Source organism: Actinosynnema pretiosum, from assembly GCF_024171695.1.
In the GTDB taxonomy this organism is placed as follows: Bacteria; Actinomycetota; Actinomycetes; order Mycobacteriales; family Pseudonocardiaceae; genus Actinosynnema; species Actinosynnema pretiosum.
The window spans coordinates 252401-275262 of record NZ_JAMTCF010000011.1; the positions used below are offsets into that span (position 1 = coordinate 252401).

Consider the following 22862-nt stretch of genomic DNA (forward strand, 5'->3'; position numbering starts at 1 on the left):
GGGAGAACCGATGACCGAGGCCACCGTCCCGCCGCACGCGGGCACCAAGCCGCCGCGCCTGGCCGACGACAGCCCCGGCTTCCTGTCCCGCATCGGGCAGGGCTGGGCCGACCGCGAGGTTCCCGCCCCGGTCGACGAGGCCGCCGCGCGCGCCGCCGCCGAGCACCGCGACCGGATCAGCGCCGCGCTGCCCGGCCGCACCGTGGTGCTCGCCGCCGGTCGCGCGCCGAACCGCAACGGGGACGCGGACTACGCGTTCCGCGCGGGCAGCGACTTCGTGTGGGCGACCTCCTGCCAGGTCGAGGGCGGGGTGCTGGTGCTGACCCCGCGCACCGGCGGCCACGACGCGGTGCTGTACCTGCCGCCGCCCGCCCGTCCCGGCGAGCGCGACTTCTACGCCAGCGCCGCGCACGGCGAGCTGTGGGTCGGCCCGTCCGCCGGGATCGCCGCCTGGGAGCGCGCGCTCGGCCTGCCGGTGCGCCCGATCGCCGACTACGACGGCACCGCCGCCGAGGACGCCGAGCGGCAGCGGGTCGTGCTGTCCGACCTGCGCATGATCAAGGACGAGTGGGAGATCGGCCAGATGCGCGAGGCGGTCGACCAGACCGTCGCGGGCTTCGCCGCCGTCGCCGACGAGGTCCCGCTCGCCGTCTCGCGCGGGCTGGGGGAGCGGTGGCTCCAGGGCACGTTCGACCGGCACGCCCGCACCTTCGGCAACGGCCCCGGCTACAGCACGATCGTCGGCTCCGGCGAGCACGCGCCGATCCTGCACTGGGTGCGCTGCGACGGGCCCGTGCTGCCCGGTGAGACGCTGCTGCTGGACATGGGCGTGGAGACCCGCACCCTGTACACCGCCGACGTCACCCGCACCATCCCGGTCGGCGGCGCGTTCACGCCCGAGCAGCGCTCCGTGCACGACCTGGTCGAGGCCGCGCACCGGGCGGGCATGGCGCAGGTCAAGCCGGGCAGCACGTTCAGCGACTTCCACTTCGCGTCGATGGAGGTCATCGCGCGCGGGCTGCACGACTGGGGCCTGCTGCCGGTGTCGGTCGACGAGGCGCTCGCCCCCGGCGGGCAGGAGCACCGCCGCTACCTGGTGTGCGGCGTCGGCCACCACCTCGGCCTCGACGTGCACGACTGCGGATCGTCCGCGTACGAGCAGTACCAGGGCGCCCCGCTGCGCCCCGGCATGGTGCTGACCGTCGAGCCGGGCCTGTACTTCCACGCGCACGACGAGACGGTGCCGCCGGAGCTGCGCGGCATCGGCGTGCGACTGGAGGACGACCTGCTGGTGACCGCGACCGGCAACGACGTGCTCTCCGGCGCGCTGCCGATCGACGCGGCGGGCATCGAGCAGTGGGCCGCCCGGTGACGGGCGCGGCGCCGTTCGCGCTGGAGCCGTTCGGACTGCGGGACGTGGAGCTGCTGGACGGCGTGCAGTCGCGCGCGGCCGAGCAGATGCTGCGCCTGGCCAGGGTCTTCCCGGTCGACCGGGTGCTGGCGGTGTTCCGCGCCAACGCCGGGCTGGACACGCGCGGCGCGCTGCCGCCCGGCAACTGGGAGGACTTCGGCCACCCGGACGAGCGGCCGTGGTCGGCCGAGGAGTACCCCGGCGCGGGCGTGGCCCCCACGGCGAGCCTGCTTCGCGGGCACTACGCGGGGCACTTCCTGTCGATGGTCTCGCTCGCGCACGCGTCCACCGGTGACGAGTCGTTGCGCGCCAAGGCGTGGGAGATCGTGGCCGGGCTCGCGGAGGTCCGCGACGCGCTCGCCGCGACCGGCCGCTACAGCCACCCCGGATTCCTCGCGGCGTACGGGGAGTGGCAGTTCTCGCGGCTGGAGGACCTGGCCCCGTACGGCGAGATCTGGGCGCCGTACTACACCTGCCACAAGATCATGGCGGGGTTGCTGGACGCGCACGAGCACACCGGCAGCGAGCAGGCGCTGGAGCTCGCGGTCGGGATGGGCCACTGGGTCGCCGGTCGGGTGCTGCGGTTGGAGCGGGAGCACCTGCAGCGGATGTGGTCGCTGTACATCGCGGGCGAGTTCGGCGGCATGAACGAGAGCATGGCGGCGCTGCACCGGATCACCGGCGAGGAGGTGTTCCTGCGCGCGGCAGCGGCTTTCGAGCTGGACCACCTGCTGGAGGGCGCGGCGCAGGGCCGCGACCTGCTGGACGGGATGCACGCGAACCAGCACCTGCCGATGCTCGTCGGGCACCTCGACCAGCACGACGCGACCGGTGAGGCGCGGTACCTGGACGCGGTGACCGCGCTGTGGGACCAGGTCGTGCCGGGGCGGACGTTCGCGCACGGCGGCACCGGCGAGGGCGAGCTGTGGGGGCCCGCAGACACCGTGGCGGGGTTCATCGGCAGGCGCAACGCCGAGTCGTGCGCGACGTACAACCTGCTCAAGATCGCCCGGTCGCTGTTCGCGCGGACCGGTCACGCGCGGTACCCGGAGTACGCCGAGCGGGCCTGGCTCAACCACATGGTCGGCTCGCGCGCGGACGTCTCGTCCGACGTCTCGCCCGAGGTCGTGTACATGTACCCGGTCGACGCGGGCGCGGTGCGCGAGTACGACAACGTCGGGACCTGCTGCGGTGGAACGGGTCTGGAGACGCACGTCAAGCACCAGGACTGGGTGTGGTTCCACGCGCCGGGCAAGCTCGTCGTGGCGCGGCACGTGCCGTCGCGGGTGACGCTGCCCGGCGGTGGGACGGTGGCGCTGCGCACCGGGTACCCGCGCGACGGGCGGGTGGTGGTGGAGTTCGACGCGGACTTCTCCGGCGAGCTGCACCTGCGCGTGCCGTCGTGGGCGGCTGCCGGGTTCCTCGTCGACGGCGGCTCGGCCTCCCTGAACGCCGAGGGCTTCACCGTGGTGTCCGGGGACTTCCGCCCCGGCGACGAGGTCGCGCTCGACCTCCCGCTGCCGCTGCGCCTGGTGTCCACTGTGGACGATCCGACGCTGGTGAGCGTGGAGCTCGGCCCGACGGTGCTGCTGGCCAGGGACGAGTCGGCCACGGTCCTCCCGGTGTCGCCCGCGGCGTTCCGGGGCCTGGACGGCTCGCTGGTCGGGTACGAGCGGGACGGCGACCTGGTGTCGTTCGGCGGGCTGACCTTCGAGCCCGCGTGGTCCGGCGGTGACGCGCGGTACCACCTGTACCTGCGGGTGTCCGACGAGGAGATCGCGTTCGTGGGCAGCGCGCCCGGCGTGCCGAACCGCCAGGACGGCGCGGGCTGGTCGTTCCTGACCGGCCTGTGGGGTTCGGGCGGTCACGCGGGGTACGAGGAGTTCCTGGCCTCGGTGCACACCAACGTGGTGCGCGCCGCGCGGGCCGGGCTGCTCGACCGCGAGGAGGCGGTGGCGGTCCTGGAGGCGGCGGCGTCGAGCACCCTGGACGGCGCGGGTCCCAGGTCGTCGGCGTTCCTCCCGGACTCGGACGCCGGGCCGGTGCTGCGCGGCGAGGTGGTCGAGTGGTCACTGCCCGGTGACATCGGCGCCCAGGAGCCGCTGCCCGTGCTGCGGGTCGACGTGCTCGGCGAGCGGGCGTCGTCGGGCTGGCACACCAGCCCGCCCGCGTTCAGGGTGAGCACCGTGCAACCCGCCGACCTGGAGGCCGCGCTGGGCGACGCCGACTGGTCCCCGGTGACGGCGGAGTCCCCCGTCCCGGTCCCCGGCGAGGGCAAGCACGTGCTCCGCGCGCGGGCGACCGACGCCCTGGGCCGCGTGGTCCACGCGCGCGCCGAGGTGTCCGTCGACAGCGAACCCCCGACCCCGAGGTCGAAGGTCCGCTCACTGGGCCCGAGCAACGTGGAGATCACCCTGGACGCGACCGACGACGTGTCGGGCGTGGACCGGATCCGCTGGCGCACGGCGGAGACCTTCTGGGGCGTCTACCAGGAGCCGTTCACCAGGGCGCTGCACGACGAACCCCAGATCCTGGAGTTCACCGCGACGGACCGAGCGGGCAACACCTCTCAGGTCCACCAGGTCGTCCTGCCGCCGCGCCAGGCGTGACGACCTGCCACGAGCGCGGTCCCCGTTCGCGGGGGCCGCGCTCGTGGTGTTGGCGGGTTGTTGCGCACAGTGCACAGCTCGTTCACTCGATAGGTTGATCAACGGCCGAATGGCGTAGCGAAGATCCGCTCAGCTCGATGTGATCCACAACAGGTCGTCACGGGACTGCCCGGCGACAGGGTCACGACGGGATTGGGGGATCGCCCACGTGCGGATCTCGCGAGTGTGGATCAAGAACTTCCGCTGCCTTGCGGACGTCGAAGTGCGCTTCGACGAGGTCACGACGCTGATCGGGCCGAACGGGGTCGGCAAGTCGACCGTGCTGCGAGCGCTGGACTGGTTCTTCAACGGGAGCAAGTCCGACGTGCTCCTCGACGAGGACCGCACTCGTGGCGTCGAGGGGAATGTGGCCGTCGGCGTCGAGTTCGACCGGCTGACCGAGGCCGACCGCGAGGAGTTCGGCAAGCACGTCCCCGTCCAGTCCGAGCGGTGCGTCATCTGGAAGTTCCGCCGCCCCGACGGCACGGAGATGATGAGCGCCAACGCCCGCGCCTTCCCCGCGTTCGCCGCGATCCGGGAGGTGACCGGAGCCACCGAGATGCGCGCCCGCTACCAGCAGTTGCGCGTGGAGTCGCCCGAGCTGGAACTGCCCGCCGTGAAGAGCAAGCCGGAGGTTGAAGCGGCCCTCAAGGCCTGGGAGCTGGACAACCCCGACCGTTTGGACGACGCGGACGTCGCGGTCACCAACCTGTTCGGGTTCAACGGGCAGGCGAAGATGTCCGGGCTGTTCGACTACGTGTTCGTCAGCGCGGACATGCGCGCGGAGGAGGAGGCGAAGGACGGGCGCACCGCCCTGATCGGCCGCATCCTGGAGCGCACGGTCGACCGCGCCGCTGCGGACGAGGACATCAGCGTGCTCGCGGCGGACGTCGAGGCCAAGCAGGACGAGATCTTCGCACGCAACTTCGCCGAGCAGTTGCGCACCCTGTCAACGTCGCTCTCCGAGGCGGTCGGCCAGTACACCGTCGGCCGGGCGGTCAAGGTCCAGGCGACCAAGCAGGAGATCAAGCCACCGCGCACCCAGTTCTCCCTGTCCATCAGCGATTCCAGCATCGACACCCCGGTCGGGAAGCAGGGCCACGGCTTCCAGCGCACCTTGCTGATCGCCGCGCTGCAACTGCTGGCCAAGCACGGCAACGCCGAGCGCGGCAGCGGTGCGATCTGCCTGGCCATCGAGGAGCCGGAACTCTTCCAGCACCCGGTCCAGGCGCGCACCTTCGCGTCCGTGCTGCGCACCCTGGCCGAGGACGAGGCGCAGAACATCCAGGTCGCGTACGCCACCCACAGCCCGCACTTCATCGACCCCAGCCGGTTCGAGCAGGTCCGGCGGGTCACCAGGGACCCCAAGTCGGAGAAGGGGTGCGCGCCGACGGTGACGGTTCGGTCCGCCTCGGTGGAGTCGGTGGAGAAGCGCCTCGTCGGCTACTTCGACAACGTCAGGAACAGGCTGCCCGCGATCGCCGAGACCACCTTGGCCGAGGCGCTGTTCTCCAGCGGAGCCGTTCTCGTCGAGGGCAGCAGCGACAAGGCGGTGATCGCCGGTCTGGCCGAGAAGTCCGCGAAGACCTCCCTGCTCAACTGCGGGGTGACCGTCGTGGACGTGAACGGCAAGTCCAACCTCTTCATCGGGCACGCCATCCTCGCCGAGCTCGGCGTCCCCTGCTACGTCCTGTTCGACGGCGACAGCGGGCTCGAAGACCGCAAGCGGTGCAACGCCAAGCCGGACGAGAAGGACTTGGAGGCGTGGACGAGGAAGTTCGAGGCGGACCTAGCCAGGGACCTGGCGAAGAACACCAAGGACAACCGCAACCTCCTCCAGTACCTGGGGACGACGCCCAGCGACTACCCGGAGACGCACGCCCACGCGAGTTACGCGGCATTCGCCGACACCATCGAACCGCTGCTCGACGCGGAGTGGCCGGGGTGGCGGGAGAAGCTGTCGGAGGTCATGAAGGACAACCTGATCGCGAGCAAGAAGAACGCCCTCGCCTACCTGCTCACCGCCCGCCAGATCGCCTCCGAGCCGCCGGAGTTCTTCACCGCGCTGCTGCGGAACGCGCGGAACATGGTCGTGAGCGAGCCGCCCGCCGAGGAGAATCCGGCCGCCTGACCGAAATTCCTCGCCCGCAAGGGCGACCTCCTGCCCAAAAGTCCCCACCGCACCAAAAGTCCCGCCCCTCGCACCACCATCAGCCACCCCCGCGCCGACGAAAGTCGCGTCCCGCCTCCGCCTCAGGTCGGAAACTCCGCGCCTTCCTTGACCGTGCCCCAACGGCATGGTTTCCACTGGCTCCTGTCGGCGCGACCGCGTCGGCCCGGAGCGGGGAGGGGCGCGTCGTGGCGTGGAGCACCAGTCGGTTGGCCGACCTGGCGGGCACGACGTTGCGCGCCGTCCGGCACTACCACGACGTCGGCCTGCTCGACCTGCCGGAGCGGCGCGCCAACGGGTACAAGAGCTACGGCGTCGTCCACCTGGTGCGGGTGCTGCGCATCCGCAGGCTGACCAACCTCGGCCTCTCGCTCACCCAGATCGCCGATCTGGGTGACGCCCAGAACCACCCGGACGAGGTGTTGCGCAGCCTCGACGACGAGCTCGCCGCCACGATCGAGCGGTTGCGCCTGGCCCGTGCCGAGCTGGCCGGGATCCTGCGCGGCAACTCGCCCACCGACCTGCCGCCCGACGTCGCCGCCGCCGTCGCGGGCGCCGGGCTGTCGCCGCAGGAGCGCGCGCTCGTCGCCGTCCTTGCCCAGCTGCTCGACCCGGACGTGGTGACCGCCTACGCGAACGCGATGGCCGAGTTCCCCAAGAGCCCGGCCGAGTTCGAGTTCGACGTGCTGCCCGCCGACGCCCCCGAGCACGTCCGCCGGGTGCTCGCCGACCGGTTGCGGGAGCTGCCCGCCACCCGGAAGGCGCGCGCGGCGTTCCCGGACGTGGCGAGCATGTGCGCCGACGCGCCGCGCGACGAGCGGTTCGTCCTGCGGACCGTCGGGGAGGTCATGGTCGAGCTGTACAACCCGGCCCAGCTGGACGTCCTCGTCCGCGTGGGCTCCTGAGCCGCACGAACCGCCGAACCACCCAACCGCACGACCCGCCGAAACCCACGACCCGGCGCGCCCGACCTGGGCCCGCCACCGACGAGGGGATTTGCTGATGCGAAGGACGTTGTCGTTGACCGCGGTGCTCACCACCGCGGCGTCGCTGCTGGTGACGGGGGTGTCCTCGGCCGAACCGGGGACCACCGCGCCACCGGCCATCACCTGGGCCGACTGCCCGAAGGGCGTCGCCGCCGACGGCGTCGAGTGCGGCACCCTCCAGGTCCCGCTCGACTACCGCGACCCGCACGGCCGCAAGATCGAGATCGCCATCTCGCGCATCGCCAGCAAGAACCCCGAGCAGCGCAGGGGCGTCCTGCTCACCAACCCCGGCGGCCCCGCCTCGGGCCTGTCGTTCCCGGCCGACCTGCGCGACCGGCTCGACATGCCGCAGGAGGTCCTCGACGCCTACGACATCATCGGCATGGACCCGCGCGGCGTCGGGCGCAGCTCGCCGGTCAGCTGCGCCCTGACCGAGGAGCAGCAGGCGGACGGCAGCATCCCGCCGTACGCGATCACGCCCGAGTCCGTGCGCCAGCGCGCGACCGAGGTGAAGCAGATCGCCGAGCAGTGCCTCGCCTCGCCGAGCGCGGAAGCCCTGCCGCACAACACGACCGCGAACGTCGCCCGCGACCTGGACTCCGTCCGCGCCGCCCTCGGCGAGCGCAAGGTCTCCTACCTGGGCTACTCGTACGGCACGTACCTGGGCGCCGTGTACAGCACGCTGTTCCCGAACCGCGCCGAGCGCGTGGTGATCGACAGCAGCCTCGGCGCGCAGGGCTGGGACATCGAGGCCACCCGCGCGTACGGCCGGGGCGTGGAGGACACGTTCCCGGACTTCGCGAAGTGGGCCGCCGCGCACCCCGAGCACAACCTCGGCGCCACCCCCGAGCAGGTGCGCGCCAAGTACTTCGAGCTGGCCGAGCGCCTGGACCGCGAGCCCGCGCAGGGCGTGAACGGCGAGACGTTCCGCCTGCTCACCTTCGTCACCCTGTACCGCACCACCGACGCCTCCCTCAAGGGCCTGGCCGCCATCTGGCAGGCCCTGGACGCCGACACCCCGCTCCCGGAGGGCCCCGAGACCGAACTGCCCACCCCGGCCGAGGTCGACGCCCTGATCTCCGGCCGCCTGCACATCGTGTGCGCCGACTCCCGCTGGCCGAAGTCGGTGAAGACCTACGAGCGCAACGTCGAGACCGACCGAGCCCGCCACCCGATGTTCGGCGCGGCAGGCGCGAACATCACCCCGTGCGCCTTCTGGCCGGACCCGGTCGAGCAGCCGGTGAAGCTCACCTCCAAGGGCCAGCGCAACATCCTGCTCGTCCAGAACGAGCGCGACCCCGCCACCCCGCTCACCCTGGCCCACTCGATGCGCCGCGCACTGGGCGACCGGGCCGCGATGATCACCGTCGACCAGGGCGGGCACGGGGCGTACCTGGTGGGCAAGAACGCGTGCGCGAACGACAAGGTGACCGCCTACCTGCTGGGCGGCAAGCGCCCGGCGCACGACGTGCGGTGCGCCGCCGAGACCCCGGCGCAGGACTCGGCCCCGGCCGAGAGCGGGGTCATCGGGTAACCGACCGCCGATCGCGCCGCGCACCGACCCGCCCCACGGCGGTCGGTGCGCGGCGGCGCCGGTTCACTTCCCGGAGTGGCGGCCCGGTCGCGTTGCGAACGTGGAACCGCGCCCCGGATCACCCCACCACCGCTCCGCCCTGTCAGCCCTCGTCTGCTCCGTCGCCCCCGAGAGGTGGGACGGCCTCGCCGGGTGAGCGGGGCTCACGCCCGGCGCAGCAGCTCCACCAGGGTCCGAACCCCGAAACCCGTTGCCCCGTGCGGGATCTCGTCGTAAGAGGGCTCCTCGTTGAACGCGGCGTCCCCCAGGTCCAGGTGCGCCCACGGCACGTCCGGCGAGGTGAACGCCCGCAGGTACAGCGCCGCGTGGATCGCCCCGCCCGGCCGGTGCGAGCCGTTCGCCCGGTCGGCCACCGCCGAGCGCAGGTGCCTGCCCTCGGACTCGGTGAGCGGCAACCGCCACACCGGCTCGCCCGCGCGCCCCGCCGCCGCCAGCACCGCCCCGGCGAGCGCCTCGTCCGGGCTGAACAGGGCCGCGCCGCGCGTGCCCAGCGCGTGCGCGACCGACCCGGTCAACGTCGCCACGTCCACGACCAGGTCCGGCGCCTCGCCGTCCCGCGCCAGCAGCAGCGCGTCCGCCAGCAGCAACCTGCCCTCGTTGTCGGTGTTCAGCACCTCCGTGGTGGTGCCGTCCGCGTGCCGGATCACGTCGCCCACCCGCAGCGCCGCGCCACCGGGCATGTTCTCGGCCAGCGGCAGCAGCGCCCGCACCCGCACCGGCAGCCCCAGCGCCGCCGCGACCACCACGGCCCCCACCACCGCCGCGGCCCCGCCCATGTCGGCCTTCATCGACCGCATCGCCTCCGCCGGTTTCAGCGACAGGCCACCGGAGTCGAACGTGACCCCCTTGCCCACCAGCGTAATCGCGCGCCCCGCCCCGCCCGGCTCGTACCGCAGCTCCACCAGGCACGGCGCCTCCCTCGACCCCCGGCCCACCGCCAGCACCCCGGTCGCGCCCAGCTCCGCCAACCCGTCCACCCCGTGCACCGCGCACGTCACCGGCCCACCGGCCAGCGCCGCGACCCGCTCCGCGAACACCGAGGGCGTCAGCTCGCCGGGCGGCGCGTTCACCAGGTCGCGGGCCAACCGCACCCCGCCCGCCACCGCCCCGGCCTCGGCGACCTCGTCCGCGCACGCGGTGCGCACCACGATCCCGGTCAGCGCCGCACCCCGCCCGCCGTACCGGTACGCCGCGAGCGCGGCCCCCTCGGCCACCGCCCGCGCCCGCTCGGCCCCGCCCACCGGCGTCCCACCGGCGAGCGCCAGGTCCAACCGCACCGTGCGCGCCGGGCCCACCGCGCGCACCGCCGCCGCCGAGGCCCGCCGGAACACCGACGCGGTCGCCTCACCGGCCCGCCCCAGCCCCACGGTGAGCACCACGGACCGCCCGTCCGCGCCAGGCTCCGCCACGACCTGCCCCACCCGCCCGGTGAACCCGCGCCGCAGCGCGAACGCCCCCGGCCGGTCGCCGAGGAACCACGGCAGCGCCACCACGTCGGCCGCCACCGGCTCCTCGGCCGCGGTGACCGGCACATCACCCGGCAACGGGCGCACGGCTCAGGCGCGCTCGTACGAGTCGCCCACGCGCGAGCGCGTCAGCAGCCCCTCGTCCACCAGCGCCCGCCGCAACGTCACCCAGTCGTCGAACCACTCACCGCACAGCGCGTTCACCTTGGCCTCCGAGTACACCTCGCCCGCCGCGAACGAGTCCGCCACCACCGCGAGCACCTTCGACCGCACCCCGGCGTCACCGGGGACCGCCGTCAACCGCCCCCGCCGGAAGTACGCCCCGGCCCCACCACCGCCGCCCCCGCGCCCGCCCAGCCGCGCCTCGGTCCGCACCGCGACCCGGAACGCCTCCTCCACCAGCGCGTACCGCCCGTCCACCAGCACGGCGAGCCTGCCGTCCACGAGCCTGAGCAGCGCCTGCGCGGCGTCCTTGCGCGCCAACCCGGACATCTCCGCCACCGCGTCCACGGTCCCCGCCCCGAGCACCAGCGCGGCGAACGCGGACCGCCGCGCGGGCTCTGCCAGCAGGCCGACGAGGTCGCCGCAGGAGGGCGGGTGGTCCTCGGTCACGGCTTCGGTCTCGGGCTCGGTCACAGGCACGTCCACACCTCGTCGTCCTCGGCTCCGGCAGATCGACCAACGTAACAGCGGTCCCCGAAAGGCGGATCGTCATCGCCCGTCCGCGTCACGTGCGCACACCCGGTGGGGTCAACGTCACCGGTACGGCGGCGCGGGCCCGGCGCGGTGTCCCCTGGGCGGGTGGCCTGCGGTGCGCGGACGGTGAAGCCCGCACCGCCAGCGCGATCACCTTGGTCCCCTCGACGAGCACCCAGCGCCGCCGCTGCCACGCCCGCAACCGCTCCAGCGCGGGTTCCCACCGGTCACCGACCCAGCCCAGCGCCTGCAGGTCCCTGAACCGCGCACCGCCGATCACCGCGCGGAACAGCCGCGCGTCGTCACCGCCCAGCACCACGTCCGCGCGGGGCAGCCCCGGCCTCCGGTCCACCAGCCCCACGCTCGCGAACCCGAGCCGGTACTCGAACCGGGCCTCGCGGTGCCGCGCCTTCCACACCCGCACCCTCGCGGCCAACCGCTCGCGCAGCGCGGCGTTGCGCTCGTCGTCCGCGAACTCCCCCTCGAAGTGGTAGGCGATGTCCCACAGCTCGGCGGGGGACAGACCGGGATAGGCGAACCGGTAGCCGGGGAACGGCCGCGACAGCGTCAGCCCGAAGGTCCCCGGCGTCTCCACGTACGGGCTGAACCGGTCGAAGTGCACCGCCAGCACGTCGGCGTCCGGCGGCTCCAGGTGCGTCAGCGACGCCACCAGGTTCAGCTGGGTGAGCAGCGACGCGGGCGTCTCGCCGGGGTAGCCGGTCAGGATGTTCCACACCGGCAGCACCCCGAACTCCGCGCACCCCAGCAGGAAGCGCACGTTCTGGAACGCCGTCGCGCCCTTCTTCAGCGCGCGCAGCCCCTCCGTGCTCAGGCTCTCGATGCCCGGCTGCACCGACCGCACGCCCGCCCGCCTGGCCGCGCGCAGCTGCGCCCAGTCCATGTTCGCCTTGACCTCGAAGAACAGCGAGTGGTCGGTGCGCAGCCGCTCCAGCTCGGGCAGCGCCGTGTCGAAGTAGCCCAGGTCGAGGATGTTGTCGACGGCGAAGAAGTCCAGCACCCCGTAGCGGTCCATCATGTGCTTGAGCTCGTCCGCCACCGAGTCCGGGTGCTTGCTGCGGTAGGCCATCGTCGCCCCGTTGAGGCCGCAGAACGTGCAGTGCGTCTTCGCGCCCCACCAGCAGCCCCTGGAGAACTCCACCGGCAGCGTGATGTCCGGCTCCAGCAGGTCGAGCCCGACCGCGCGCAACTGCTCGAAGAACCCGTCGTAGTTGGGCCGGGGCACCTCCAACCGCTCGGCCGCGCCCTCCGCCGCCACCGGCCCTGGCAGCGCCCTCCGCACGGCGCCGCCCACACCGCCGCTCGTCCCGCCGTCGCGCACCACCAGCCTGCCGGTCGGGACCAGCGGCCCGCCCCCGGCGACCTGCCGCAGCAGCGCCACGAACGCGTCCTCGCCCGGCCCGTCCACCACCGCGTCCACGTCCGGGAAGTTCGCCAGCAGCGTCCGACCCATCGGCCCCTCGCAGTTGCTGCCGCCCAGCACGATCACCCCGGCGTACCCGGACTCGCGCAGCCGCCGCGCCACCGCCAGCGTCGGCCCGTTCTGGCTGAACGTCGTGGTGAACCCGATGACGTCCGGCTCCACCCGCAACAACCCCTCGGCGGTCTGCGCGACGTGCCGGTCCGCCACCGGCCGCAGCGCCTCGACCAGCCGGACCTCCTCCTCGGCGACCCCCTTGGCTCGCAGCAGCCCGTAGTACTCGGCGCACTCCTCGGCCCCGTCCAGCCTGCGCGCGTAGATCCAGTCGCCCACCGACAGGTGGTACAGCCCCTCCGACACCCGCTCGTAGGCGGCCGCCCACCGCTCGGGCGACAGCCCCAGCGAGCGCAGCCCCAGCGCGTAGAAGCTCAGGTACGCGTAGTCGGACACCACCTCCCAGCCCTCGGCCTCGGCCACCGAGCGCAGGGTGCCGACCTGGATCGACGGCCGGTACACGTTGTTCCACGGCATCGACACGAGCGCCGCGCGACCGGTGCTCACGCGCTCACCACGCGAGGCGCAGGTCGTAGGTGTTGCGCAGGAACCGGGGCTCGCCGGACCCGTCCGCGAGCCGGTACTCGGGTATCCGCGCGTGCCACTCCTCCCACGCGGTCAGGATCTGCGCGCGGGCCAGCGCCGCACCGAGGCACTGGTGGTGGCCGGTCCCGAACGCGATGTGCGGGTTGCGCTCCCGCCCCAGGTCCACCCGGCCGGGATCGGGGAACACCGAGGGGTCGTGGTTGGCCAGCGCCAGCGGCAGCAGCACCGTCTCGCCCTCCGCAGCCGGGCCCACCACCCCCGCGCGGGCCACCAGCCTGCCGGGGTACATGCACGAGTTGACCCGCAGGAACTCCTCCAGCGCCCTCGGCCGTCCCTCCGGCTCGGCCACCACCCGCCGCCGGTCGGCCGGGGTGACGGCCAGGTGCTGCACCGCGTTGGCCAGGTGGTTCACCGTCGAGTCCACCCCGGCCAGGAACAGCACGGCCAGCAGCGAGGCCCGGTCGGCGTCGCCCACCGGCTCGCCGCCCACCTCCCAGTCGAACGTGGCGCTGGTCAGGTCACCCTCCACCGGCTCGGCCCTGCGGCGCGCGACGTGCCGCGCCACGTAATCCTGGAGCGCGGGCATCGCGGTCTCGCTGTTGAACGCCGCCCTCGGGTCGGGCTCCTCCCGCGAGCGGATCATCGCCACGTCGATCGCCAGCAGGTGCTCCAGGTCCGCCACCGGCCAGCCAACGGCCAGCATCAGGTTCTCCAGCGCGTACGGGCGGGCGAACTCGTCGGAGAACGACACCCCGCCCCGGTCGGCGAACGCGTCGATCCGGCGCCGGGCGTTCTCCCGGAACACCGGGGTGAGGCCCCGGACCCGCTGCGGGGTGAACCAGGGGGCCAGGTGGGCCCGCCACTCGTGGTGCGCCCTGCCCCCCAGCGTCAGCGGCACCCAGCGCTCGTCCTCGGCGCCCTCGGCCGCGCTGACCCTGGACACGCTGAACGCCGCCTCGTCCCGGAACGCCGCGGAGATCCCCGCGTAGGTCGACAGCACCCAGAAGCCGTCGCCGCGCGAGCTGTGGAACGCCCCGTCGCGGGCGTGCCCGGCCGCCGCGCGCCGGTAGTCCTCCGGCGCGGCGAAGTAGTCGAAGTCCGCGGACGGGGCCGCGGTGGACTGGCCTGCGTCAACCTGCACCGGTTCTCTCCTTCTCACGTCGCGCGGTGGGCGCGGGGTCCGCTTCGCCGCGCGGCCACACGTCCGGGGACAGGCCCGCCGAGACCAGCCGCAGCTCCCACAGGTCGTCCAGGTCGGCGCCGTCCAGCAGGACGCCGTCGAGCAGGACCGCGTCCGGGCGCGCCAGGTCGGCCACCGACGCGGGCGCCCTGCGGTAGAGCACGAGGTCGTCGGAGCGCTCGGGCAGGCGCAGGGCGGCGCGCGCGTCGGTGGTGGCCGCCGAGAGCACCGCGCCCAGTGGAAGGCCCGCGCGGGTCAGCTCCGCCAGCTCCTTGTGGAACGAGGGGCCCGCGACCACGAACGGGTTGCCGCAGTCGGTGCCCACCAGCAGCCGCGCGCCCGCCCGGTGCAGCTCCAGCACCAGCCCGCCCAGCCGGTCCACCAGCGCGCCTCGCTCCGCCGCCCGCTCCCGGTCCAGGCGCAGCGCCTCCCGCGCGGCCGCCGTCCAGGCGGGCCCCCGGCCCGCGTCGGCCAGCGCGAGCGCCGTGCCGGACGGGCGGGTCCAGCGGCGCTCCCCGGTCAGCGCCCGCCAGGCGACCAGCGTCGGGCAGGCGAAGCGACCCGCGAAGCCGCCGACCTCCTCGCCCGCCCGGTCGAGCGCGTCGGCCAGCGCGGGCCAGCGCCGCCCGGCAGGGAGCCGGAACACGTTGGGCACCAACCCGTACAGGTGCTCGGTCGACCACATCGCCGCGCGCGCCACGGCCAGCGGCACCCGCTCGGGCACGTGCCCCACCACCGGCAGGCCCACCCGGTCGGCCGCGGTGACCAGCTCCTCGAACCGGTCGGGTTCCAGGTCGTCGTACACCTTGACGCCGTCGAAGGCGAAGCCGAGCGCCTCGTTGAGCACGTGGTCCACCGACCCCGGCCCGTCGACCACCCGCGCGCCGCCCGCCACCCTGGTGCGCGGCCCGTCGACCACCGCGGTGCTCACCCAGGCGCGGGGGACCACGGCGGTGCGTGCCCGGTGCGCGCCCGAGGTGTAGCGGTGCGCGGGCTCGCCCCACATCTGCCGGTAGGCGGTCACCCCGTGGGTGATCAGGCCGACCAGGTCGCCCGCGGACGACACGTGGACGTGCGCGTCCACCAGACCGGGCAGGGCGTGCCAGGAAGCGGGGCAGGCCCCCTCGGCCTCGGTGAACCGCGTCCGACCGTCCACGACGGACAGCTCGCCCGTCGGGCCGGGGCGCCCGGTGCGGGGGTCCACGAGCGCGACGCCGGGCAGGTGGTGGTCGCGGGGGCGGGTGGCGAGCGCGCGCAGGGCGTCGGCCAGCGGGTCGCCCTCGGGGAGCAGGCCCACTCGCAGCCGCCACTGGGCGTCCTCGTCGGGTGCGGCCGGTTCCCCGCCGCTCACCGCGCCACCCCGCCCGCCCACGCGGCAAGGTCCTCGGCGACGCGGGCCCCGACCTCGGCCAGCCGGTGCGCTGCCCTGACCCGCGTCGGGCTCTCCACCAGCCACAACCGCGCGCCGATCCGCTCGACCCCCGCCTCGAACACCGGCAGCTCGACGTCCCCCTCCGCCGTCACCAGCACCGCCCGCTGCCCCGGCCGCAGGCGCTCGACCCCGCGCTCGGAACCGTGGTGCAGCCCCCGCGTGACCGAGGCCAGCTCGGCCAGGTCGACCCGCCCGCACGCCCGCACCATCCAGTCCGGCGCGCCCGTCCGGCGAAAGTGCCCGGTCAGGTAGCCGAGCCCGTCCGGGCCCTCGATCGCCGAGGCCTCCTCCTCCACCGCGCCCTCCGGCAGCACCACCGGCTCGGCGTGCGCGCAGAACGAGTAGGCCGTCGACACGCGGGCGTCCGCCGCCGCGACCCGCAGCGCGGTGCGCCCGCCGAAGTAGACGCCGAACGCGCTGCACCGCTCGAACCCGAACAGGTCCAGCACCGCCCGCACGTCCTCGACGTGCCGGTCGATCCCGTGCCGTGCCGGATCACGCACCCGCTCGCTGTGCCCGCGCCCGCGCAGGTCCACCGCGACCAGGTCGGCGTCCGGCAGCGCGTCCAGGAACCCCGATTCCACCCACACCCGCGAGTCCATCGCGACCCCGTGCACAAGCACGACCGGCTCACCCGGCCCCGGCCTGCGCACCCCGCGCAGCACGGTCCCGTCCGCCGAGGTCGTCTCGAAGCGCTCCAGCGCGCCGCCGTCAGACCACCGCACCGCGACCACCCAGCGCCTCCGCCCGCCCCAGCTCGTCCCGCCCGCTGTCGTGCACGGCCAGCACCAGCCCGTGCGGGGCCTCCGCGTACACCCAACCCGAGCGGACCCACTCGGCCAGCCGCGCGCGGGCCTCCTCCTCGGCGGCCCCCTCCCGCACCGCGACCGCGATCGCCCGCTCCAGCCGCCCGCCGTGGACGAAAGCCCGGAACAGCGCGTTCTCCCAGCCGCGCAGCACCCGCCTGCCGCCGCCCACGTGCGGGCGGCGGTCGAACACGACCGTCACCGACGGCCCGAGCCGGTAGGTGAACCGGGACTGCCCGTGCAGCTTCTTCCACACCCCGACGCGGGCGCCCAGCCTGCGCCGCAGCGCCAGCATCGACCCGTCGCCCTCCGGACCGCCGCGCTCCCCATCGGCGTCCGCCCCTGCCCGCTCGACGTGGTCGAACGAGTAGGCCAGCTCAGCCAGCTCGGCGTCCGGTCCGGGGTGCACGAAGCGGTACTTGGCCTCGGGGCCGACCAGGTCGATGCCGAACTCGTCCGGCCGCTCGAAGTACGGGCTGTACCGGTCGACGCGCACCTTGCTCACCGTGGACGGCGGCCTCAGGTGCGACAGGAACGGGATCAGCCTCAACTGCTCGGCCAGCATCCCCGGCTGCTCGCCCGGCATCGCGGACAGCAGGTTCCAGCCGACCTCGATGCCCAGCTCCTGGCACAGCACCAGGAAACGCAGGTTGTGGAAACCGGTGGCGCCCTTGCGCAGCAGCTTCAGCGAGCCGGTGCTCAGGCTCTCGATGCCCGGTTGCACCGTCAGCACCCCGGCCGCCCGCAGCTGCGCCAGCGCCCTCGGCCCCAGGTTCGCCTTCACCTCGAAGAACGTGGTGACGTCCACCTCGGCCTCGGCCAGCTCCGCCAGCCCGTTGTCGTCCTTGGCCAGGATCGTGTCCACCGCGTAGGTGTCGAACACGCCCTGCTTCTCGGTCAGCTCCCGCAGCGCGTGCGCCAGCTGCTTGCCCGGCTTGCTGCGGTACGGCATCCCGGTGCCGTTCTCGCCGCAGAACGTGCAGTGCATCTTCTCGCCCCACCAGCAACCGCGCGACATCTGGAACGGCAGCGCCACGTGCGGCCGGATCAGCTCACCGCCCGGCAGGTCGCGCAGCCGGGCGAAGTACTCGTCGTAGCGCGGCACCGGGACCGCCGCGACCGACTGCACTTCCGGCGGGTGCACCACCAGCCCGTGCTCGCCGCGCACCACCAGCCCCGGCGCGGCGACCGGCGCGCCCGGCCCCTCGGCGGCGCACAGCGCGGCCACCGCGGCCTCGCCCTCGCCCTGCACGACCATGTCCACGAACGGGTAAGCGCGCATCACCGCCTCGCCCATCGGCCGGTCGCAGTTGGCCCCGCCGAGCACCACGACCCGGTCCGGGGCCCGGTCCTTGATCGCCTTGCCGATGGCCAGCGCGGGCACCAGCTGGCTGAAGGACGTGGTGAACCCGAACCCCTCCGCCCCGGTGGCCAGCAGCTTCTCCGCGTACCCCGCCAGGAACCTCGGCGCGGCCCCGCGCAGCTCCAGCACCAGCTCCACCAGCTCGTCGGACGTGCCGCGCTCGCGCAGGAACCGCCCGTACGCGGCACGCACCGCGGCCTCGTCCCAGTCCGGTGCGGCGGACGCGGCCAGCTCGGCGCCGAACACCCAGTCGCCAACGCCCAGCCCGTACAGCTCCTCGCCGATGGTGTCGTACACGGCTGTGAACCGCTCCGGCCCGCAGCCCAGCTCCTCGACCGCGAACTCGAACCAGTCGAGGTAGGCGTACTCGCAGCGCACCGGGCCGCCGGGGCGCTCGGCGGCCAGGGCGGCCAGCGACGCCACCTGGATCGACGGGCGGTACAGGCTGTTCCACGGCGGCGCGACCAGGGCCAACCTCATGGCCGGGACCTCCGCATCGACTCGCCCAGCCGCCCCGTCGGCAGCACCGGGTACCCCGCGCGGGCCTTGTCCAGCAGCTCCAGCCCAGGGGCGACGACGTCCACGACGGTGACCGGTCCGGGACGCGACAGCACCCGGTGGAACACGTCGACCCCGATCGAGGCCAGCCGCCCGACCAGGTGCCGCAGCAGGAGTTCCGGCGTCGACTCCGGCGGCAACCCGTCCTCGGGGGCGAACGCCTCCGCGCGCTTCGGCAGCTCGCGGACGTCGAACCGCGCCGCCGCCAGGTGCCGGGGGTGCTTCGCCAGCGCGGCGTTGATCTGGGTCGCCTCGGTGCCCGCGTCCACCGGCCCGTGCCGGAACATCGTGCGCACCTGGAGGTACTCCAGCAGCGCGCGCTGCAGCGCGTAGGCCCGCACCGGGGAGGCGCCGCTGCCGATCAGCCGGATCGGCTCCTCGGACTCGCCGTCGCACACCACGTACGCGGGAACCCCGGTGTCGCAGGCGATGGAGACCAGCAGCAGGGAAGCGCCGGTGAGCCGCTCGACCTCGTCGGCCAGGCCGCCCAGGTCGGCAGGCAGGGTCGCCCGGTCCACCACGACCAGCTCCCGCGCGCCCGCGCCGAAGTACACCCCGGCCAGCAGGCACGACCACGCGTCCCGCTCGATCAGCTCGTTGACCGCGTGCACCAGCGCCTCGAACAGGGTGGCGCCCGCCGCGTAGCCCGCACTGGAGGTGTAGTGCCACAGCGGGCGGAACGCGAGGTCGTCGTCGGGGTGCGGCCAGTTCCGGTAGCCGCCGTCGCGCAGGAACACCGGGTGGTGGTGCGCGGTCCCACCGGTCTCGCCGAACGCCTCGGCGATCGGCGCGTACTCGCGGGTCAGCACGGGGGAGTCGGGCAGGATGGCGCCCAACCGCCGCAGCAGCGCCGACCTGGTCGCGGTGGGCTGCCCGGCGACGGCGGTCCCGCCCAGGAACGCGACCCGGTCCGCGCCCGGCTCGCGCCGCCAGTCCAGGTGGTAGTGCTCGGCGCTCTCGAACAGGGCGCTGGCCAGGCTCCGGTGGCCCAGGCCCTTGCCTGAGCTGCGCGAGCAGAGGGCATCGTCCGCGTCGTGCAGCCTGACCTCGTAGGTGGGGGCTGAATCGGGGCCGTACTTGCTGATGCGCGGGGTCAGCCGCTCGGCGGCGAGCCAGTCCCGCACCGCGACGAGCGCGGCGCCGATCCCGGTCTCCCGCTCCGGCGGGACGTCATCGCGCTGCGCCCCGTCGTGCAGGGCGGCGGCCAGCAGGTCCTGCTCCAGGTGCTCGGTGGTCAAGGATCTTCCTCACTTCTCCGGCGTCGAAGACGGGGATGCCCGCGCGGACGAGCCCCAGGAGCGGCTGGGGCCGGGACAGGACGTGCGCGAAGTGCAGCCGGACGGGGGCCGTCCCCGGCGCGCTGACCCGCAGCACCCCGGTGTCGGCCCAGACCCGGACGCCCGCCGCCACCAGCTCGGCCAGCGGGGAGGACGGTGGGCCGTCGGCGGCGGCCCCGACCGGGGCGAAGTCGAGCGTGGCGCAGCGCAGCAGCAGCGGCCAGCGCTCGAACCTGCGCAGGAAGTGGCGCTCCGCCTCGACGGCCGTGGGGTTGTCCCGCCACATGGTCTCGGCCTGCGCCAGCTCCAGCAGCGCCCGCTCGGCCGCCTCGGCCGACGTGGCCGCCGCGCCCAGCCCGGTCGCGGGCATCAGCCTGCCCGCGCGCGGCGACACGGCCAGCGCCACCGGCGTGCGGCCCACGTGCGCGATGGGCACGATCCTCGGCCCGGAATCCTCGGGCGCGTCGGAGCCCTCGTTCGTGGAATCCCCGCTCGCCGGGCCGTCGAGCGAGCGGAGCAGGAAAGCGCCGTAGTCCAGCAGTTCGGTCAGCTCCAGCACGGCGCCGCGCAGCGCGGCCTCCCCGGTGGGCGCCACCGCCCAGCCGATCGTGCTGGACAACCGGGCCGCCGCGGGCGGCAGCACGCCCTCCGCCAGTTCGACGCCCGCCACCCACGGCGCGGACCACGACAGCGGCGCGGCCCACTCCGGTCCGGGGCCCAGCGGCCGGTAGCGGCGCAACCGGGCGCCCGCCGGGACGGCGCGCACGCCGTCCTCGGCGTCCCGGCCGGTGGCGCGGGTGGTCGACGGGCGGGCGACCAGGGCGAACGGGGTGCACGCGAGCAGGCGCTCGACGGCCTCGGAGAAGGCCTTGAGCCGTGCGAGCCGCTCGGTGTCGGCGGTGCCGTAGCCCTCCGCCGAACCCCCGTCCGCGACGACCGCGCACCGGACCGTGACGGTCCGCTCCGCGCGGTGCGGCCGGTAGGCCACCTCGCGCAGCGCGCACTCCACCACCGGCGCCTCGGCCATCGCTCCTTCTCCCCTGTCCAACCCGAACCCGTCGACCGGCTTCGCCCGCTCAGGGCTCAGCCACCGGTGACCTTCCGGCGAGCACCGCTCAGGCGGTGGTCTCGCCCTCGTCGGACCAGCTGCCCCACGCCTCCAGCTCGCTCATCTCCAGCGCGCTCAGCTCGGCGTTGTTGGGGTCGTCGTTCAGGAAGTCAGCGGTCATGCAGTCGAACACGACAACCGGACCCATGGTCTTTCCCTTCGTAGGTTGTGCGGACCGTGCGTTCCACCGCCCGGAGCCGTCAGCGGCGCGGGGCGGGGCTGGCGAGGGTGAGGGGGACCGGGGTCCTGGCGCGCTTGGGCGTGCCCTTCTCGGGTGGCGCGCGGTGCGCGGAGGGGACCTGGCGGACCGGCAGCGCGATCACCTTGGTGCCCTCAACCATCACCCAGCGGCGCCGCTGCCACTCCAGCAGCAGCTCCAGCGCGGAGTCCCAGCGCGGCCCGCCCCACCCCTGGGCCTGGAGGTCGCGGAACCTGGTGCCGCCGACCACCGCGCGGAACAGCCGGGCCTCGTCCCCGGACAGGACCGTGCGCTGGTGCGGCAGACCGGGCCGCCGGTCGTCCAGGAGGACGGAGGAGAACCCCAGCCGGTAGGTGAAAGAGGCGTTCTCGTGGTGGTTGCGCCACAACCGGATGCGCGCGGCCAGGCGCCTGCGCAGGTCGGCGTTGCGCGGGTCGTCGGGGAACTCGCCCTCGAAGTGGTAGGCGATGTTCCACAGGTCCTCATCGGACAGTCCGGGGTAGGCGAACCGGTAGCCGGGGAACGGTTCGGTCAGCGCCAGCCCGTGCGCGGGCGGGTCCTCGACGTACGGGCTGAACCGGTCGAACCGGATCAGCGTCACGTGCGGCGGGGTCAGGTGCGACAGCGACGCGACCAGCTCGATCTGCGCCAGGATGGACGCCGGCGTCTCGCCGGGGTAGCCGGTCAGGATGTTCCAGTCGGCCTGCACGTCGAACTCGGCGCACCCGAGCAGGAACCGCACGTTCAGGAACGCCGTCGCGCCCTTGCGCAGCGCGCGCAGCCCCTCCGTGCTGATGCTCTCGATGCCCGGCTGCACCGACCTCACCCCGGCCCTGCGCATCCGCCGGATGTCCGCCCACTCCATGTTCGCCTTGACCTCGAAGAACAGCGAGTGGTCGGTGCGCAGCTCCTCCACCGCGGGCAGCGCCGTGTCGAGGTAGCCGAGGTCGAGGATGTTGTCGACGGCGAAGAAGTCCAGCACCCCGTAGCGGTCCATCATGTGCTTGAGCTCGGCGGCCACCGAGTCCGGGTGCTTGCTGCGGTAGCGCATGGTGGCGCCGTTGAGGCCGCAGAAGGTGCAGTGCGTCTTCGCGCCCCACCAGCAGCCCCTGGAGAACTCCACCGGCAGCGAGACCTCGGCCTCCAGGTCGGACAGCCCGGCCTCGGCCAGCTGCTCGAAGAACCCGTCGTAGGACGGGGTCGGGACGTCCAGCCGTTCCCCGGTGACCAGCTCGCCGACCTGCGCCTGGCCGCCCCTGGTGACCAACCGCCCGGTCGAGCGCAGGTCCGCGCCCTCGGCGACCTGCCGCAGCAGGTCCGCGAACGCGTCCTCGCCGGGCCCGTCGACGACGGCGTCGATGGCCGGGAAGTTCGCCAGCAGCGTCCGGCCCATGGGGCCCTCGCAGTTGCTGCCGCCCAGCACGATCGCGCCGCTGTACCCGGACTCGCGCAGTCGCTCGGCCACCGCCAGCGTCGGCCCGTTCTGGCTGAACATGGTGGTGAACCCGATGACGTCGGGCTCGGCGGCGAGCAGCCGCGCCGTCGTCGACTCCACGTGCCGGTCCGCCACCTCGCGCAGCGCGTCCAGCACGCCGATCGTCCGCTCGTCCACGCGCTTGGACCGCAGCAGTTCGAAGTACGCCTCGCGGGACCGCTCCGATCCCCGCCGGTTGGTGAAGATCCAGTCGCCGACCGACAGGTGGTAGAGCCGCTCGGACACCAGTTCGTACGCCGACGCCCACTCCTCGGTGGACAGCCCCACGATTTCCGGGGCCATCGCGTAGAACTCCAAGTAGGCGTAGTGGGAATCGACCTGCCACTGCTCGGCTTCCGCCACCGAGCGTAGGATTCCGACCTGAATGGACGGACGGCTGGCGTTATTCCACGGCATTGATACGAGAGAAGCTCTACCTGTCTTGATGACTGATCA

General features: G+C 73.9%; 16 protein-coding genes. 5 read left to right on the forward strand and 11 right to left on the reverse strand.

The window, feature by feature from the left end:
- Positions 1-10 precede the first annotated feature (10 nt).
- The 5 genes from LV78_RS23390 (at position 11) to LV78_RS23410 (ending at position 8749) form a co-directional block, all read left to right on the forward strand.
- Entirely contained in the window at positions 11-1372 is a 1362-nt protein-coding gene (locus LV78_RS23390; protein WP_253847754.1) for an aminopeptidase P family protein, read from the forward strand.
- On the forward strand, positions 1369-4020 hold the full coding sequence (locus tag LV78_RS23395) for a beta-L-arabinofuranosidase domain-containing protein (protein ID WP_253847755.1): 2652 nt from the start codon (positions 1369-1371) through the stop codon (positions 4018-4020). The genes LV78_RS23390 and LV78_RS23395 overlap by 4 nt, the downstream gene beginning before the upstream one ends.
- A 208-nt stretch (positions 4021-4228) precedes the next feature.
- Positions 4229-6190 carry an AAA family ATPase gene (locus tag LV78_RS23400; RefSeq protein ID WP_253847756.1) on the forward strand — a complete coding sequence of 654 codons (1962 nt, stop codon included), beginning with the start codon at positions 4229-4231 and terminating at the stop codon, positions 6188-6190.
- Positions 6191-6417: 227 nt separating this feature from the next.
- Entirely contained in the window at positions 6418-7134 is a 717-nt protein-coding gene (locus LV78_RS23405; protein ID WP_253847757.1) for a MerR family transcriptional regulator, read from the forward strand.
- A gap of 97 nt (positions 7135-7231) precedes the next feature.
- Positions 7232-8749, forward strand: coding sequence for an alpha/beta hydrolase (locus LV78_RS23410; protein WP_253847758.1), 1518 nt, complete (start codon positions 7232-7234; stop codon positions 8747-8749).
- Positions 8750-8952: 203 nt separating this feature from the next.
- On the opposite strand, the gene LV78_RS23415 is transcribed toward LV78_RS23410, so the two are convergent.
- From LV78_RS23415 to LV78_RS23465, 11 genes are all read right to left on the reverse strand, one after another.
- A complete protein-coding gene (locus LV78_RS23415; RefSeq protein ID WP_253847759.1) occupies positions 8953-10341 on the reverse strand; it encodes a leucyl aminopeptidase family protein in 1389 nt (462 codons plus the stop codon).
- A gap of 24 nt (positions 10342-10365) precedes the next feature.
- The gene (locus LV78_RS23420) at positions 10366-10917 is read right to left on the reverse strand and encodes a DUF2087 domain-containing protein (RefSeq protein ID WP_253847760.1); all 552 of its coding nucleotides are present in this window, start codon (positions 10915-10917) and stop codon (positions 10366-10368) included.
- Positions 10918-11002: 85 nt separating this feature from the next.
- Positions 11003-12970 carry a RiPP maturation radical SAM C-methyltransferase gene (locus LV78_RS23425; protein ID WP_253847761.1) on the reverse strand — a complete coding sequence of 656 codons (1968 nt, stop codon included), beginning with the start codon at positions 12968-12970 and terminating at the stop codon, positions 11003-11005.
- Positions 12971-12974: 4 nt separating this feature from the next.
- Positions 12975-14150: a cytochrome P450 gene (locus tag LV78_RS41730; RefSeq protein WP_253847762.1), complete on the reverse strand. Its 1176-nt coding sequence runs from the start codon at positions 14148-14150 to the stop codon at positions 12975-12977.
- The gene (locus LV78_RS23435) at positions 14140-15540 is read right to left on the reverse strand and encodes an amidohydrolase family protein (protein ID WP_253847763.1); all 1401 of its coding nucleotides are present in this window, start codon (positions 15538-15540) and stop codon (positions 14140-14142) included. Before LV78_RS23435 ends, LV78_RS41730 begins: the two co-directional genes overlap by 11 nt.
- The gene (locus LV78_RS23440) at positions 15537-16346 is read right to left on the reverse strand and encodes an alpha/beta hydrolase (protein ID WP_253847764.1); all 810 of its coding nucleotides are present in this window, start codon (positions 16344-16346) and stop codon (positions 15537-15539) included. Before LV78_RS23440 ends, LV78_RS23435 begins: the two co-directional genes overlap by 4 nt.
- Positions 16333-18270 (reverse strand): RiPP maturation radical SAM C-methyltransferase, encoded by a 1938-nt coding sequence (locus tag LV78_RS23445; RefSeq protein ID WP_253847765.1) that lies wholly within the window; start codon positions 18268-18270, stop codon positions 16333-16335. Before LV78_RS23445 ends, LV78_RS23440 begins: the two co-directional genes overlap by 14 nt.
- A complete protein-coding gene (locus LV78_RS23450) occupies positions 18267-19586 on the reverse strand; it encodes a YcaO-like family protein (protein ID WP_253847766.1) in 1320 nt (439 codons plus the stop codon). The genes LV78_RS23445 and LV78_RS23450 overlap by 4 nt, the downstream gene beginning before the upstream one ends.
- On the reverse strand, positions 19519-20652 hold the full coding sequence (locus LV78_RS23455) for a hypothetical protein (protein ID WP_253847767.1): 1134 nt from the start codon (positions 20650-20652) through the stop codon (positions 19519-19521). Before LV78_RS23455 ends, LV78_RS23450 begins: the two co-directional genes overlap by 68 nt.
- Positions 20653-20740: 88 nt before the next feature.
- Positions 20741-20881: a bottromycin family RiPP peptide gene (botA, locus tag LV78_RS23460; RefSeq protein ID WP_253847768.1), complete on the reverse strand. Its 141-nt coding sequence runs from the start codon at positions 20879-20881 to the stop codon at positions 20741-20743.
- 52 nt (positions 20882-20933) lie between these two features.
- A complete protein-coding gene (locus tag LV78_RS23465; RefSeq protein ID WP_253847769.1) occupies positions 20934-22823 on the reverse strand; it encodes a RiPP maturation radical SAM C-methyltransferase in 1890 nt (629 codons plus the stop codon).
- Positions 22824-22862: the final 39 nt, after the last annotated feature.

Coding starts and splice junctions, on each gene's coding strand:
- LV78_RS23390 (WP_253847754.1), top strand. CDS start 11: ATGACCGAGGCCACCGTCCCGCCGCACGCGGGCACCAAGCCGCCGCGC.
- LV78_RS23445 (WP_253847765.1), bottom strand. CDS start 18,270: ATGAGGTTGGCCCTGGTCGCGCCGCCGTGGAACAGCCTGTACCGCCCG.
- LV78_RS23465 (WP_253847769.1), bottom strand. CDS start 22,823: ATGCCGTGGAATAACGCCAGCCGTCCGTCCATTCAGGTCGGAATCCTA.
- botA (WP_253847768.1), bottom strand. CDS start 20,881: ATGGGTCCGGTTGTCGTGTTCGACTGCATGACCGCTGACTTCCTGAAC.
- LV78_RS23455 (WP_253847767.1), bottom strand. CDS start 20,652: ATGGCCGAGGCGCCGGTGGTGGAGTGCGCGCTGCGCGAGGTGGCCTAC.
- LV78_RS23410 (WP_253847758.1), top strand. CDS start 7,232: ATGCGAAGGACGTTGTCGTTGACCGCGGTGCTCACCACCGCGGCGTCG.